The sequence below is a fragment of the Paenibacillus gansuensis genome, from assembly GCF_042684925.1.
GTDB classification, from domain to species: Bacteria; Bacillota; Bacilli; order Paenibacillales; family DY6; genus Paenibacillus_N; species Paenibacillus_N gansuensis.
In genome coordinates this window covers 597803-612677 of the sequence record NZ_JBHUME010000005.1, presented here as the reverse complement: position 1 = coordinate 612677, position 14875 = coordinate 597803, and the positions used below count along the sequence as shown (strand labels likewise).

Sequence of the window (14875 nt, the reverse complement as noted above, 5' to 3'; positions counted from 1 at the left end):
ATGCAAAAAAAGCACACGCAGCTTAAGCTCAAGAGAGCCAAACTGCGGTGCTTCCGCAAGTGCAAATATATTTATTTGTATAATATACAAAATTATGTAATTGTGCAAGCATTAATTTGATGCTAGTCCGATTCTTTTTAAGATCGGATGCAGCAATTTGCGCGGCTGGTTAGTTTTTATTTCAGGAAGGAGGCTTTCTATCAGAGGAAAAAGCGCTTTTTCAAATGTTTCCCTTGCCTCGGAACGTTCCAACCAAGTAAGGCCGGTCCAGTAACTTTCCGCAATCCAGGCGTAGGGGAAGTCCGGAACAAAACAAAGCGGGGCTGTCGGCATTGCTTGTATCCATCGTTTTCTGCCGTGAAACGGGAGATCGCGGTTCGCAAGCCAGATCACCTGTTTTCCCTGCTCCGCCCATTGTTGCGAGATCCGGGCGTAGTCGACAGCCGATTGTTCCGACATGGCTTCAGGAAGGGAGGATGAAATGATAACAACTGCATCCGCTTCCGCCGCAACAGGATGGCCAAAGTAACCGGAAGGAAGATCCGCCAGCAGCACGGGCTCCTTTAAACCGGGCAATGCACTGATATTCGCCCTGTCTTGGATGATTACAGTCTTTACAGGTACGCCCAAGCCCTTCAGTATATGTTCCAGTCCCTTGACGAGAAACGAAGTCCCCGCCCCGGAATGCAAGCCTATGAATGCGATCAAACGTTGTCGAAGAAATAGGGAAGGTGATCGTGGTTCCCGATTGGAATATGGAGATCGTCTTGAATCTAGGCCGGAAAGCTGATGCTTTAGTTCTCCGGCGCTTTGATACCTTTCGTTAGGATTTCTCTTCAACAATTTGTAGATTACTTGATAAAATAGACCATCAATACCCGGAAGATGCCCGGGCCCACATTCGTCCAGCATGGGCGGCAATTTCCCGCCGCTGAGAAGGTAATAAAGAAAAGCTCCCAGCGCATACAAATCGGAACGATGATCGGTTTGGTCCGTACCATACTGCTCCGGCGCAGCAAAACCAACCGTACCGATCGCTACCGTATCTCGAGTTTGGTGCTCCTTGTAATGCCTGCTGATCCCGAAATCGATCAGATACAGATTTCCCCCGGCATCCATCATGACATTGGATGGTTTCAAGTCCCTATAGATCAGCTTTACTTCGTTGCGCTCGTGCAAATACTGAAGCACTTCGCATAATTGGACGGCAAACTCCAAGGCTTGGGAAGCGGGACAGCTCCGTCCATTCCTGTCAAACCACGATTGTACAGTCTCCCCTTCGATATACGTCATAACCAGGTAACTCATCCCGAATTCATCCTGCGGCCTGTAATCCAATATCGTCGGCAAGGCGGGGTGACGGAGCCGGATGAGGATGTCGGCCTCTTCCTGCGAGCTGCCTTCTCTGCTCTGCAGCCCGAACCCTTGCTTCACGGCTACGACCCGCTCTCCGAGATGCAGATCGCGGGCTTTATAAACATGACTCATGCCCCCGGAACCTACATGCTTCTCAATCTGATATCGTTCCATGACGACCGTACCCGGCGGCAGCGGCTGTATACTGCATTGTGTTGGCATTCTATTCCTCCTTAACCAAAGAACCCCCTGCTCAGACTGCGCAAGGGGTTCTTTACACAAATGAAAGCACCCCTTCAAAGCCCGTAATCCGCTTCATAGGCGGAATACGCTTTTCAGGATGCTTTCCTTACAGTCATTATACTGGAACCTGTACAAAACATTCCAGTTGTTTTTTTAAACTCTTAGTAAATATAAAGTCAGTTCTTCGCGGTTATGGAACAGCTGTTTCGCCTGAAGCAGCTGAAGTGATCCTTCCCAAACCTCCAGTACTTCCCGCACCGTCTGGAACGCTTTCTTATGAAGCAGCTTTACAGTAATAATCAGGTTTCCGCCGGGCCGAACCGCGTAGAGCAAATCGTCCACCAGCTTGGCCATCATGCGGGGGCTCCAGCTCATATCGCAGACAAGAAGATCGAATGAACCCGGTTCGAATTTGACATCCCCGGCGTTTTTCTTCAAGTAGGTAAGTTTAGGGTGTTTCATTAATTGCGGCGCCAAGGCCGCAGGGTCCACTGCGGTAACTTTTAAACCGCGTTCCAGAAGCAGAGAAGTCCAGCCGCCAGGTGCTGCGCCGATGTCCAGCGCTTGATGGAACTGGTTAAAGGAAAAGCCGAACTGCTGCTCCGCTTCCAGAAGCTTGAATTTGGCTCTTGAAATTTGTCCCTCTTCCTTTTGGAAACGGACCGCACCGCCCGACCAGTCTGACAAATTCTCCTCAGGCTTGGAATAGCCTGCATAAATCCGGTCTTTTCCGATATACACGGAGACGATTTGTTCCGATCCCCGGACAACCAGTTCGGACCCAAGCTGTTCGGCCAATACTGCATCAGCCACCTCCTTGATGGCCTGTTTCCCTATCGCTTGAGGCGCCAGGGAAGATCGGCGGATCTGGACAGCGATCTTTTTGCCTGCTAAGGCCGCTTTCTCACGAATCAGCCACTCACTGAGCTTTGCGTATATTTCCTCAGCTTGCTCAACCGTAACGCTCTCCGGGTTCTCCGTCCACCGGATTTCCTCCAAGACAGGCTGTATATGCCTCAGGAACATAGGCTCATTTGCCTGTAACAAGCGAAGCGCTTCTTCCCTGTCCACAGGTAGTTCGGCAAGAAACACCTCTGAAGGAACGATATACGTGAATACGGCGCTCCCGAATAACCGTCTGATTTCTTCTTGTGCCTGCTGGGCAAATCCTGTATTGCTTGTGCCGATCAGCCGGCACTGTTTTACTGCTTCTTGTTCAGTCAACCGTTACACCTCATTTTTGTCGTCAAAACCTGATCTATGACAGAACCCGGATCCAAGGCCTGTCCGATGACCATTCCAGGGAAACCGGGATTTGATAAGCTTTATGTAAATTTTCCACCGTCAACACCTCATGCTTAGGCCCCGCAGCAACCAGCCGTCCCTGCTCAAGAAGCGCCACATGGGTGAATACCGGCATAATCTCCTCGATATGGTGGGTGACATAGACAACTGCAGCATTCTTTTGGTGAAGGTCGTTAATCGCAGCAAGCAGATGCTCCCTTTCATACAGATCCAGGCCGGAACACGGCTCGTCCATAATCAGGATCTCCGGATCGGACATTAATGCCCTGGCAAGCATCGCTTTTTTGCGTTCCCCTTGTGAGAGCGTTCCAAGAACGTGGCCGGCCCTATGTTCCAGCTTTACGAACTCGAGCATACGATGCGCTTTATTCTGCAGCCACTCCGGAATTTCCTCGTAGAAGCGGAGGTATCCGTATTCACCTGTGGCCACTACTTCCCATACTGGGTCGCGCAGCGCCATTTTGTCCATAAGGGATTGGCTGATGTATCCGATTTTTTTGCGCATCTCACGCACATCTACTTGACCGTACATATTCCCGAGCACGCTGACCGTCCCCGAAGAAGGAAACAGATAGCCGTTTACCATTTCAAGGATTGAGGTTTTGCCTGAGCCATTTTTGCCAAGGATCACCCAGTGTTCGCCCTTGTTGATTGTCAGGCTGACATCGTCCAATATCTGCGTCGTATCTCTGCGTAAAAACAAACGGTTTAACTCAATCATCAGGAACTCCCTCTCCTATGAACGTTCTATGACTGGCTTCAACTTGGTATATAACTCGTCCACCGATTTCATGGCATATAAAGTTTCAACAGGTCTTCCATCAATAAATATAAGAATACAAGGGATGCTTGTAATCTGAAAACGCTGGACCAGATCAGGGGCAAAATTCACATTGGTCTGATAGAAGGGTGCTTCCGGATGCATCGCCTCAATAATCTCCAGCATTCTGGCCGCGACTTTGCAGGTTCCACACAACGGTGTGTACAGGAACAAAGCGAAGTTTCCCCCGAAACGGCGTTCAGCCGCTTCTTTCTCCGTCAGTTCCTTCACTTCCCTTGAGCCCCCTTCGAGGCAATCTCATCCATTAGCGCATCCGGTACAGGGTGCATATAGAGTTCGACGCTTTCAGGCAAGGCACCGTATAGCGCCTCGTACATCACTTTTCTGCCAGCTATGCTGGAACTGTGAAGATAGATTTTGCGCGGAAAGCGGTTCCCCATTAGCAGCCGCCGGACGGTCTCCAAACCATTCGGTTCTCCCCAGCCCAAATCGTAGTCCAAGGACAAAATGTCCACTTTCTCCTGCTCCAGCAGGTCCATACACTCATCGATCGTTCTCGCCAGCACGAAGCCTTCCGGCTTCCTGCGGTAATCGTCCATATACAGGTGAATCACGGCAAACTCCCCCTTAGGGTTTCGGGCTTCTGGCGCCGAGTCCGGAAAGTCGGTAAACCAGCTCTATTTCACTTTGATGAGAACCGCCTGCGGCCTCGGTTTCCAACACGACAGGAATATCCTTTACGATATCAGACTGAAGAAGCAGCTTCATCCTCTCTTCACCGATATAACCTTTGCCGATATTCTCATGACGGTCCCGGTACGAAAGAGCCGGGTACATCGAATCGTTCAGATGAACGGCCTTTACATGGTTCCAATAGCCGAGCTGCTCCCCTTTGGCTTTCATTTCTTCAAATTGATCTTCTTTCCATAATCCGCTTGCAAATGCATGGCAGGTGTCAAGGCAAAACCCGATCTTCTCCGGATGGTTCACCAGACTTCGGATCTGCATCATCTCTTCCATCGTCGTACCCATCAGATTGCCTTCGCCTGCCTGATTTTCCAGTAGCAGTAATGTCCGGCCTTCCCAGCCATCCAAAACCTCATTTAACAATTGTATAATATTTCGGTACCCTTGTAACGGGTCTTTCCCTTTATAAGTGCCAAAATGCACAATAATGCCTACCGATCCGCAGGCTTCGGCAATTTCCAAGTCATTGAGAATCGAATGGACATTCAACCTCACCTGCTCCGGTTTCTCCGCCGTCGTGTTCGTAGGGTAAGGGGTATGGGCAATCGAGAGAATATCATGTTCACGGCAAAAGGCAGCGCACGCCGCAGCATCCTCGCGGTTGAAGGCTTTCACCGTAAGGCTCCGGGGATTCTTGGGGAAATACTGAAACGCGCCAGCTCCGATGCGCGCGGCTGTCCGGGCTGCTCCCGCATACCCCTGCCTGATACTGATATGAGCTCCTGCATACAGCGGTTTATCCATCGTAAACAACCTCCTTATCGTTGGCAGTTTGCGCAATAGAATAATTTGCGGGAATTGAACATCCTTTTCACGATCGGATGGCCGCACCGCAAGCAGGGCTGTCCTTCCCTATCGTAAACGCGGCAGCGGTCGTTGAAACCTCCGGTCAGCTTATCGCCTGTATATAAAGGATTCTCCATATATCCTCCATAACGGATTGCTTCCTCGAACACTTCATGCATGGACCGGTACAGCAGCGAAAAAGCCGCGTCCGGCATGCCCTGAATGGAACGGTCCGGCCTGATTCCTGCATGGTAGCAGATTTCGTCCGAATAGCAGTTGCCGATGCCGGCCAATACTGACTGATCTACGAGTTTGGGTTTCAGGGCTCCGCTTTTGGATGAGATCAGATCGTGGAATGCCTGCTCCGTCATAATTTCGTCTAACGGTTCCGGTCCCAGCTGCGAAAATCGTTCATAGGCTTCCTCCGCCGTGAGCAGGTGAAGATAACCCAGCCGTAAACCGAAGAAAAATAAACGCTCGTCTCCAAATTGAAGAACTACCTGCGTGCTGCGGTCAGGCTTCTCCTCCGGAATACCGTAAAACATCCAGCCTCCCAGCATGAGATGAAGCGCAAGAAGTCTACCGTCATCAAGGAAAAACAATAAATGTTTCCCCCTGCGGCCGTACGATGTAACGGTTCGCCCTTCCAGCTCCGAAGAAAATAAAGAAGCAGGCATGTTAACCGACTTTTCCCGCTCTACGGTAACGGCGCCGATCTTCTTGCCTGCTGTCTTCTCGGTGAGCAGCTGTTTATATGTTTCCATCTCCGGCAGTTCCGGCATGGCCCATTCCTCCGATTCGGTGCAAAGTGAAATCAGTATCGCTTAATCTCACTTATAGCCGAATTTGCGAGCGAATATACCCCTGCAGCTCCTGCAGATCGCGGCAAACCGCATCCGGCCGGTGGCCGGCCAGGCGGATCTGCTCTTCCATGTTGTCCTGCGTGGTGACTCCCGTCAGGACAAGAACGGTGCGGCAGCCGGCAGCGATCCCGGCGCCGATGTCCGTGAACAGGTTGTCGCCGATGACGACAGCCTGTTCACGGGCGCAGCCGAGCCGCTGCAGCGCGTAGCCCATGATGATCGGCGATGGCTTGCCGATCACGATGGGCGCCGTGCGGCTGCCGGCCTGGATGGCTGCGCCGATCGTCCCGGCCCCGGGGATCAGCCCCGTATCGGACGGCAGCAGCAAGTCCGGGTTTGTCTGGACGGAACGGGCGCCGTCCAGAATCGACTTCACCGCCTGCGATAATTTCGCGTAGGTGAAGTCGCGGTCGATGCCCTGCACGACGGCATCGACCGGCTCTTCGCTGCCGGGCTCCGCCAGGCTGAGCCCGGCTTCTTGCAGCGCCTGCTGCAGGCCTGACTCACCTATGCAGAACACCCGTCTGCCGAGCTTCTGCTCGGTAATGTACTGTGCGGCTGCCTGGGCTGCCGTGTACACATCGTCCGAAGCGGCATCGATCCCCATGCTGCGAAGATGCGCCGCAACAGCCTCCGGAGTCCGCGAGGAGTTGTTAGTAACGAAGAGAAATGGAATGCCATCCTCTTTGAGACTAGCGATCCATTGATCCGCGAACGGAATCATCCGGTTGCCATGGTAAACGGTACCGTCCAAATCTATAAGCAAACCCATGTTATCTGTAGCCATGTGCTGAATTGATCCTCTCTGTACGAGCATTAAACTATACAATCATTGCTCTTGCTCTTAAAACAGCGTCAGCGTTCAAACTATGCCTTGCCGTTCGCTCGCAAAACCTGATCCACCCAATATTCGGCAACCAGGCAATCCTCGATCTTCGGGGCAAGGCCGGGGAACCGTTCGTTTCCGTCTGCCGTCAACCGCTGAAGAAAATGGTTCAATCCGCCGAGATGGCAGTCTTGTGCCATGCCTAACGTCGTCTTGTCATCCGGAACGAGCGACAGGGATGCCGTCTTGGGAGTGGCCGGAGATGAACCGTCCAGCAGCTTGATGTTGGGCACATACTCTTTCTCCAGGTCGATAGTGATGCTTCCTTTTGTGCCGAACAAGTTAATTTGGAACGCTTCGGATCCCCATGCGATTCTGGATACCTCTGCAGTACCGGTAACGCCGGAAGCCATCTTTACGTCCATGACCGCATGATCGTCTACCTGCATATCTACCCATTGCGTCTGCGTATGATCTGTCGGCCTGCGCTTCACATACGTATGTACGCGGCCCTGCACGTCCTCAATCTCCCCCAATAAATGGCGAAGAACATCCAACACATGCACCCCTAAATCCGTGATCGCCCCTCCGCCGCCGGAAACATCCGAACGCAGCCGCCAGCTGACCGGCCGTTCGGCATTCAGATACCCCGATCTGCGGTAGGAAGCCTGGCACTGCAGTACTTCTCCTATCACGCCCTGGGAAAGCGCCTCGCGGATTCTCATCACGCCGGGATGGAATCTGTATACCAGCGCCACCTGATTGAACAAAGCCGGACCCGCTGCCTCCGCAAGCTGTTTGGAACGGGAATAACTTTCGGTAACCGGCTTTTCGCAATAGACGGCCTTCCCCGCCCGGGCCGCTGTAAGCACGTCGTCGTAATGCATGGCATTGGGTGTGCAAATATCGACAACGTCGATGGCTCCGTCCTGCAGCGTTTCTTCAAGCGAGGCCGTCACCCTCTTAAAGCCCATGGCTTCGGCTTGAGCACGTTTTGCCTCCGGATTACGGGTAACCAGCGTATCCAAAACAGGAACATACGGCAAATCCATAATCACCGGCATCGCTTTCAATGCTACAATATGAGTTTTGGCAATGGCTCCTAGGCCTACGAATGCAAAATGAACAGCTTTCATAATCAACTTCCTTCCGCTTACCAGATTCCAAACACATTATTAAGAATGTACACCGACTGGCCGGCAAGTGCAAATATTACGGCAATTGCCATACGTCCGGTTCTATTTGCATCTTTCCTGCCGCTCGCGCCTGTTTGAGGCGGATACGTTCCGCTCTTTTCTCAAGCGCCTGCACTTGATCTCGTTGTTTCTTATCTCTGCGGGACAGGCTCTGCCTGCGGGAAGCGATATCTGCGGCTTCCTCCGCATAATACAAAGCAAGCATATAATCTTTGCAGCGGTGTTCGTAATACATGGATAATTCTACGTAGGGTTCCAGACTATGAAAAGAACTCTTCCCGCTGGAACCAATGTATTTGAGCCATAGCTCAACGGCTGCGTCGTAATTCCCTTGTTTCTTGTGTATTTCAGCTAAAGGAATATAATAAGAGGCTGCTTGCTTGTCCGGCAGCGCAGTGAGCCGGCGGAACGCCTCAGCCGACAACTCCTGCTTCTCCGCCTTCCCGAACCAGAGCCCGATCCTGTAAAGCTCTTCGGGCTGCAATTGCTCCCATGGAACATCCCCGCTGAGCAGCCTCCCGAAATGGGCCGACAGGCAGGCCAGCGTCACGATATCCCGCTCGTTATGCCGGAAGACCCCTTCTAAAACCGACGAATCGCCGGTCGCTAAATACTGGAAATAGAGGGCTGGGGCCATCGATCCCGGCACATCATGTCCGCGTTCAATGCCCAGCCGTTCTTCCTCGACTACACCAAGCCGGCATGATTCCAGCGTATCTCTCCATAAACTGCGGGACGGGTAAAGAAGATCCAGGTGGCGGACATGGTTCGTCTGAAACCGGAGCCTGTTCATTACATATCTGTTCATTACGATCGGCCAGTCGAACGTGCGGCCATTGTACGATACGAGATGAGTATACCTGCCGAGCTTCTCCTGAAGATACACAAGCATTGCCGTTTCCTCCGCGGGATTGCGGATGAACAGCTGTTCCACGATAAAGTGTTCCTCCGTGTAAAAGCCGATTCCGATCATAAACGGGACGTTACCGGCACCGATGCCTAAGCCCGTCGTCTCCGTGTCGAAAAACAGCATCCGATCATGCCGGAGAGGTTCCAGGCTATCCGTCAAGGTTAATTCGGAAGCACGGCGAATCAGTTTATCCAACGTGTAATGTCCATGCTGGTGACCCAACGGATACTTGACCTCTCGGATCAAAAAAGGCCCGTATTCATTGGCCTCCATCCGCCCTTCCGCACCCATCCACTGGTGACCGTGAGCAGAAACGTCAGCATTTGGATCTTCTATTGCCTGAGCAGTTTCGTCCGTGGCGGAATCCTCTACTACAATTGCAGCGTCCCCGGCTTTAACGCCGGTCATACTGCCTTTCAGCCGGCTCAGCCTATCCTTGAGTCCGCTCATTGGCCCGCCCTCGCCTCTGCCAGGAGTTCAAGCGCCTGCTGCTTCCCCAGCAAACCGACTTCCTCGATGGGCCCTACGCAGGCCGGACATCCGCTCATGCATCCGCAGTTCCGGATTAGGGTTTGGGCCTGCTCCAGTAGCTGGTCATGCACCTCGTAAAGCCGTTCGCTAAGGCCGATTCCTCCCGGATAACGGTCATAGAAGTAAACCGTAGGCAACTTCGTATGAATCGCCTTCACCTGCGGCACAACGCGGATATCCATCGGATCGCACATCAAATACAGAGGAGCAATGTGAATCAATACGTTGGCAATGCCAAGCAAAGCGAACTGCATCTCGTTAGTCGTCTTCCTAACGGCTACTTCCTCATTGAAAGAGAACCAGTATGAACTGGTGTGCAGCTCCTCTTCCGGAAGATGTATCGGGCCGGAACCGATATTTTCGTGAGTGCGCAGCTTAATCTTCTTAAATATCGTAGGCTTTGCATTCACGGTCACCTCGCCGTACTGGCGCAGAAGTACGCCGTCATTCTTCTCCCGGTCCACATGCAGCACTTTCAGCTGCACGGCCATGCTGGCATCTGTGAAGTAATCTACATTGACTTCCCGGACATAGGCTTTCTTTTCTTCGTAGTCCAGCTTCTCCACCTGGTACTGGACTCCCTCATGAATATAAATCGCTTCTTCATGTATCAGCGTCGGGGCGCTGAAACGGTCCGTTTCCCCAATAACCCGGTGGCCTGGAGCCGTTATATCGACAATAATAAAATTCTCCTGTGCTGCGGAACGAAGGGAAATATCATGAGCCGGAAACGATTGCTCCATCCAATACCACCGATTGTTAACGTAGTGAAGTATTTTTTCTTCGACCATGAATTCAAGGATGTCGCTTAAAGACTCATCCCCGAACTTCTCTCCCGTCTCGAACGGCAGCTCATAAGCTGCGCATTTCACATGATCGATCAGGATGATAAGGTTGTCCGGATGAATCAGCGCCCGCTCCGGAGGCTTTTCGAAGAAATAGTCCGGATTCTGGATAATATACTGATCCAGCGGGTTAGAGCTGGCCACCATGAAAGTGATCGAGCTTCCCTGACGGCGTCCTGCACGCCCCGACTGCTGCCAAGTGCTCGCAATCGTGCCTGGATATCCGTTCAGCACGCAAGCCTGCAGCTGGCCGATATCAATGCCGAGCTCCAGCGCGTTCGTAGAAACGACCCCGCGGATTTCCCCGCTTCGCAGCCCCTTCTCAATTTCGCGGCGCAGCTTCGGCAAATAGCCCCCCCGGTAGCCCCGGATGGATTTGGAGCCCAGTTCATGCTGCACCAGATCCTGCAAATAGGTCAACAAGATCTCCACCCGCACCCGGCTTCGCGCAAACACAATCGTCTGAATGCCCTGTTTGAGCAGGGACCCGGCCAATTTGCGCGTCTCCAGTACGCTGCTCCTTCGTATACCCAGCTGCTGGTTTACTACCGGCGGATTGTAGAACACAAAATGCTTCTCTCCGGCCGGGGCGCCGTTTGTATTTACGAGCGACACCTTCTCCCCGATCAGCCGCTCGGCATGCTCCTGAGGGTTCTCAATCGTCGCCGAAGCGCAAATAAACCGCGGCGACGAGCCGTAGAATTTACAGATTCGTTTCAGCCGTCGGATCACATTGGCCACGTGGCTTCCAAAAACCCCGCGGTAGGAGTGGACCTCATCGATGACGATATATTTAATGTTCTCAAATAATTTCACCCACTTCGTGTGGTGCGGGAGTATGGCGGAATGCAGCATATCCGGATTCGTCACTACGATATGGCCCGCATTGCGGATTGCCTGGCGTACCGTAGGAGGAGTATCCCCGTCATATGTATGTGTCTTGATATCCGCTTCCATCGTGTCGGCCAGTTCCTGCAGCTCCGCTACCTGATCCTGGGACAGCGCCTTTGTCGGAAACAGATACAAGGCCCTGGCACTCTCATCCTCCATAATCTTCTGCACTACAGGAAGGTTATAGCAAAGCGTCTTGCCCGATGCGGTCGGTGTGACCGTCACCACATGCCTGCCATCCCTGACTTCTCTGTAGGATGCGGCTTGATGCGTATATAATTGACCGATGCCTCTTTCCGTCAGGGCCGCCGCCAAATCAGGGTGAAGATCCCCCGGAAAAGGCGCATAGCTGGCGTCCCGGGGAGGAATCGTGTGCCAATGCGTTACTTGATTCATAATGTCCGGCGTCTGCCGGATCACTTCGATCCATTCTTCCATCGAAGCGACTTTGCCTGTTAATCGATTCATTTCGGAACCTCCTGCTTCTCCGTCCTCTTCCTTATTGTACAGAATGCGTGTTCGGGTGACAATAAACTTATTTGATTCAACAAGGTGAAACGGCTTACGTCGTCCTTTAGGCAAAATGATCGTTTCGTTCTGGAGAAATACCAGAACTATGTAGAAGATTAAACTTATACTTTTTGATATTTAAAAAAACCGCTTTCCGGAAGGAAAACGGTCTAGCCACGGCTTATTCTTTTCGATTTCGGACTTGCTCCCTGACCCACCCGACCAATACTGTAATACCCAGTACGAAACCGACTACGATCCCCGAAAAAGCAAGGAACAAGGCTATATATTCAAATACAGAGTACTCCGCCATTTTATTCCACTGAACAGGAGCTTTTAAGTCCTCGATGACTTGATTCATGCCGTAAATACCGGAAATTACAGTATACACTGTCAATATGGTCAGCAGGTAATTCCTGTTGCGGGAAGCAAAAGTTTCCTGATATTTGAATAGATCGGTCAACGTTTCTTTGACATCCTCGTACAATTCCTGATTGGCGAACAGAGAGCGCATTTTGATGAAGATTTCCCGGCCCTGCGACTGCGACACTAGCTCCAGAAAGAAATACTTGGAAGAAAATTTCGTAATATTACGGATCAATTCCTCAATCGCATGCTGATCTTTAGCCATCCGTACTTGGGAATAGCGATTCGAAAGTTTGAGCAGCACAATTTTATGGAACATATTCAACAACAGGCTGTAATAATACTCCCCGTACATCTGGTTTGCCAGAAAGCGCGCTTCCTCCCCGGTCTGATTGGTCAAACAGGAAAAGGTATGTTCATTCATCATATAATACGTGTCCGGATCCCATCTGTCGTAACCGTGCTTTCGAACATATTCGTCAATGTACCGGGGATTGCTGGCACTGATAAACGGTTTTCCGTCATCCCCCACTCCATTCAACCGGGATGCCCGGTATAAGTCCGACTGGCTGAAACCCGTGCTTTCGCTGAACCCGAAAAAGCAGGATACAAACATCCGTTCATCCATGAAATAGGGAAGCGTTTCAAAATAAGCCCCCTCCATTCCGTCTTTATCCAAAAAAGGAAGAATGCCCGCTGCTAGCCGATGAAAAATAAACTCTTCCACCTCTTGATATGCGTTCCCCTCATGCAAAATGGCAGTTTTGATATCCTGTGAAGTTTTATCCTGCAGCACGCGGAACCTGTTCGCGAACTCCAACGCTGTCGTAAAGTCCAGCTCTTCCCCTGTCATTTCAGTACGTACAGTAATAAATCCGATGTCAAACGGACAGATGAAGGCATCTAAAGAATGGATCCGAAACGGAATATTGTGAAATGCGGTTTGCAGCGTACAATCCAGCTCGGTCCGGATGGAATAGCGCATAAACGACTCGGGATCGGGCTGATGGGGAAACAGGATCGAGCTTGTAAACGGGAGATAGTACCTTTCCATCCGCTCATGCGACACTTTATAGCCTTCTCCGTAAAACGCATCTTCCAGCTTAATATCGTTTAAATAAAACGGCTGGAAACCGTCCTCATGCAAGCGGCTGACCAGCGCTTTACGTGAACCTCGGATGATGGAGAACGGGAAAATGAACTGTCCTAGAGAAGTATGCAATTGTTTTTCGGTAAGATCGATCTGCATAGCAGGGCTCCTTTTCGTAACGTCCTCTATCATTACCCTTGATTCCCCTGAAAATAACTCCCTGCGGAGCAGGACTTCCTGCCTGGTTTGTGTCGAAAGCAAGTAAAAAAGCCGACTTCCTGACGGATTCGGCTCCATTCGTGTCGTATCTTGCGCTTTCCCGGGAAAAGTTTTCGCTCAAATCAGTCCGGCGCTGTCATCGTAATCGTATCTGAACCCGTCCTGATAAGGGGTTTCGGCCGATTCAGCCGCATTGCGGTGAGGCACATTCTGCAGTTTGGTCAGCAGCTGGCGGTAATGGATTTTGGACTGATAAGAACCGCTGTGGTTGATGGCTTCAGTCAACGCTTGTTCCATGACGGAACGGTCATTATCGGATAATAGCATTGGGATCCTCCTTAGATGCAGTAGCTTACCACTATATCATATCCATTAATTAGAAAAATATAGTCACCACTCAGCTTTCGTTGATACATAAGGCGTCCCAGCTGCGTTTTATCCAGCCAAACTCATGGAGATGTATCTAGCATAATTTTCAGTTATAAAGGATTTGTTAACGGCGACGGCAACGGTTCCTTTTGATTCAGGCTTTCCCATAGATAAAAGGTAACGTAGCTCTCCCAAGGTGCCCACGCTCGTCCGAGTTCCCTAACGTATCCTTCTCCCGGCTGTTCTTCCAGCCCATAACCTTTACGTACCGCATTCCGAAGTCCGATATCGGCCGCTGGGAGAAGATTGGGGCGGCCCAAGCCGAACAAGAGGAAGCACTCGACCGTCCACCGCCCGATCCCCCGCAGCTTGATGAACCGTTCCATAATCTGATCGCTTTCCAGGCTGCGAAGCTCTTCCAAATCCAAACTCCCGCTTGCTACGGCACGCGCAAAATCAATCACGTATTCCGCTTTACGCTGGCTGAACTGGTTTTCCCTCAGCTGTTCATAACTTAATGCAGCCACCTGCTCTGCGGATGGGAATACGGGATACAACTCCCCTTCATGCTCCAGCGGTTTAGAGGCTGCTTCAATCAACCTCCTGTTCAACGTAGAGGCAAAGGTCAGATTGACCTGTTGACCGATGACCGTTTTGACCATACATTCAAACAAATCCGCTTCTAATATGAACCTGAGCCCATAATGCGCTTTTGTCAGCTTGAGCAGCACCGGATCTTGGGAAACATGGTTATAAAAAGCCTGAAGGTCAACATCAGCTGTAAGGATGTCACGAACCCTGCTTTCGATCAGTCCGGCTTCTTCCCGGCTTGCCTCATTTCGGACTGTTACCTGGACTTCAGGCTCTTCTACGCTGCCGGTTGACCGGATAGCAATGAGGTACACTTTTCCGCCGACACGCAGAGTCCTTACAAGAGCATCAGCTTCATATCGGAACATCTCATGAGAAACGCCCTGGAGCCTTCTCGTCATCCGTTCAAAATCAAAGGGAGCTTTAGGGCGTATCGTAAATTGCTGCATC

14 protein-coding genes are annotated in these 14875 nt (G+C 51.4%); all 14 read right to left on the bottom strand.

The features are described from left to right. Positions 1-111: 111 nt before the first annotated feature. The 14 genes from ACFSUF_RS06935 to ACFSUF_RS06870 all read right to left on the bottom strand — a co-directional run bounded on the left by ACFSUF_RS06935 (position 112) and on the right by ACFSUF_RS06870 (position 14874). Positions 112-1578: a serine/threonine protein kinase gene (locus ACFSUF_RS06935; protein ID WP_377601439.1), complete on the bottom strand. Its 1467-nt coding sequence runs from the start codon at positions 1576-1578 to the stop codon at positions 112-114. A gap of 174 nt (positions 1579-1752) precedes the next feature. Then, the gene (locus tag ACFSUF_RS06930; RefSeq protein WP_377601437.1) at positions 1753-2823 is read right to left on the bottom strand and encodes an SAM-dependent methyltransferase; all 1071 of its coding nucleotides are present in this window, start codon (positions 2821-2823) and stop codon (positions 1753-1755) included. Between the two features lie 34 nt (positions 2824-2857). Continuing rightward, the gene (locus ACFSUF_RS06925) at positions 2858-3625 is read right to left on the bottom strand and encodes an ABC transporter ATP-binding protein (RefSeq protein WP_377601435.1); all 768 of its coding nucleotides are present in this window, start codon (positions 3623-3625) and stop codon (positions 2858-2860) included. Between the two features lie 15 nt (positions 3626-3640). Beyond that, the gene (locus ACFSUF_RS06920) at positions 3641-3955 is read right to left on the bottom strand and encodes a thioredoxin family protein (RefSeq protein WP_377601433.1); all 315 of its coding nucleotides are present in this window, start codon (positions 3953-3955) and stop codon (positions 3641-3643) included. Then, entirely contained in the window at positions 3952-4299 is a 348-nt protein-coding gene (locus ACFSUF_RS06915) for a cyclic-phosphate processing receiver domain-containing protein (protein ID WP_377601431.1), read from the bottom strand. The genes ACFSUF_RS06920 and ACFSUF_RS06915 overlap by 4 nt, the downstream gene beginning before the upstream one ends. A gap of 13 nt (positions 4300-4312) precedes the next feature. Continuing rightward, positions 4313-5176 (bottom strand): deoxyribonuclease IV, encoded by an 864-nt coding sequence (locus tag ACFSUF_RS06910; protein WP_377601429.1) that lies wholly within the window; start codon positions 5174-5176, stop codon positions 4313-4315. A 14-nt stretch (positions 5177-5190) separates the two neighbouring features. Next, the gene (locus ACFSUF_RS06905) at positions 5191-6000 is read right to left on the bottom strand and encodes an Fpg/Nei family DNA glycosylase (protein ID WP_377601427.1); all 810 of its coding nucleotides are present in this window, start codon (positions 5998-6000) and stop codon (positions 5191-5193) included. Positions 6001-6052: 52 nt separating this feature from the next. Then, positions 6053-6868 (bottom strand): TIGR01457 family HAD-type hydrolase, encoded by an 816-nt coding sequence (locus ACFSUF_RS06900; RefSeq protein WP_377601771.1) that lies wholly within the window; start codon positions 6866-6868, stop codon positions 6053-6055. An 80-nt stretch (positions 6869-6948) separates the two neighbouring features. After that, entirely contained in the window at positions 6949-8043 is a 1095-nt protein-coding gene (locus ACFSUF_RS06895; protein WP_377601425.1) for a Gfo/Idh/MocA family protein, read from the bottom strand. A gap of 76 nt (positions 8044-8119) precedes the next feature. Beyond that, positions 8120-9463: a ribonuclease H-like domain-containing protein gene (locus ACFSUF_RS06890; RefSeq protein ID WP_377601423.1), complete on the bottom strand. Its 1344-nt coding sequence runs from the start codon at positions 9461-9463 to the stop codon at positions 8120-8122. Beyond that, positions 9460-11748 carry a DEAD/DEAH box helicase gene (locus tag ACFSUF_RS06885; protein ID WP_377601422.1) on the bottom strand — a complete coding sequence of 763 codons (2289 nt, stop codon included), beginning with the start codon at positions 11746-11748 and terminating at the stop codon, positions 9460-9462. Before ACFSUF_RS06885 ends, ACFSUF_RS06890 begins: the two co-directional genes overlap by 4 nt. 223 nt (positions 11749-11971) lie before the next feature. Continuing rightward, the gene (locus ACFSUF_RS06880; RefSeq protein WP_377601420.1) at positions 11972-13405 is read right to left on the bottom strand and encodes a hypothetical protein; all 1434 of its coding nucleotides are present in this window, start codon (positions 13403-13405) and stop codon (positions 11972-11974) included. A gap of 177 nt (positions 13406-13582) precedes the next feature. Next, complete coding sequence (locus ACFSUF_RS06875; RefSeq protein WP_377601418.1) at positions 13583-13792, bottom strand: hypothetical protein; 210 nt, start codon at positions 13790-13792, stop codon at positions 13583-13585. A 152-nt stretch (positions 13793-13944) separates the two neighbouring features. After that, positions 13945-14874, bottom strand: coding sequence for a DNA-3-methyladenine glycosylase family protein (locus ACFSUF_RS06870; protein WP_377601417.1), 930 nt, complete (start codon positions 14872-14874; stop codon positions 13945-13947). Position 14875 lies beyond the last annotated feature (1 nt).

What these genes read in the sequence shown, in the direction of transcription:
- ACFSUF_RS06925 (WP_377601435.1), bottom strand. Translation starts at nt 3,625, where the DNA reads ATGATTGAGTTAAACCGTTTGTTTTTACGCAGAGATACGACGCAGATA.
- ACFSUF_RS06880 (WP_377601420.1), bottom strand. Translation starts at nt 13,405, where the DNA reads ATGCAGATCGATCTTACCGAAAAACAATTGCATACTTCTCTAGGACAG.
- ACFSUF_RS06935 (WP_377601439.1), bottom strand. Translation starts at nt 1,578, where the DNA reads ATGCCAACACAATGCAGTATACAGCCGCTGCCGCCGGGTACGGTCGTC.
- ACFSUF_RS06875 (WP_377601418.1), bottom strand. Translation starts at nt 13,792, where the DNA reads ATGCTATTATCCGATAATGACCGTTCCGTCATGGAACAAGCGTTGACT.
- ACFSUF_RS06905 (WP_377601427.1), bottom strand. Translation starts at nt 6,000, where the DNA reads ATGCCGGAACTGCCGGAGATGGAAACATATAAACAGCTGCTCACCGAG.
- ACFSUF_RS06895 (WP_377601425.1), bottom strand. Translation starts at nt 8,043, where the DNA reads ATGAAAGCTGTTCATTTTGCATTCGTAGGCCTAGGAGCCATTGCCAAA.
- ACFSUF_RS06885 (WP_377601422.1), bottom strand. Translation starts at nt 11,748, where the DNA reads ATGAATCGATTAACAGGCAAAGTCGCTTCGATGGAAGAATGGATCGAA.
- ACFSUF_RS06910 (WP_377601429.1), bottom strand. Translation starts at nt 5,176, where the DNA reads ATGGATAAACCGCTGTATGCAGGAGCTCATATCAGTATCAGGCAGGGG.
- ACFSUF_RS06900 (WP_377601771.1), bottom strand. Translation starts at nt 6,868, where the DNA reads ATGGCTACAGATAACATGGGTTTGCTTATAGATTTGGACGGTACCGTT.
- ACFSUF_RS06870 (WP_377601417.1), bottom strand. Translation starts at nt 14,874, where the DNA reads ATGCAGCAATTTACGATACGCCCTAAAGCTCCCTTTGATTTTGAACGG.
- ACFSUF_RS06890 (WP_377601423.1), bottom strand. Translation starts at nt 9,463, where the DNA reads ATGAGCGGACTCAAGGATAGGCTGAGCCGGCTGAAAGGCAGTATGACC.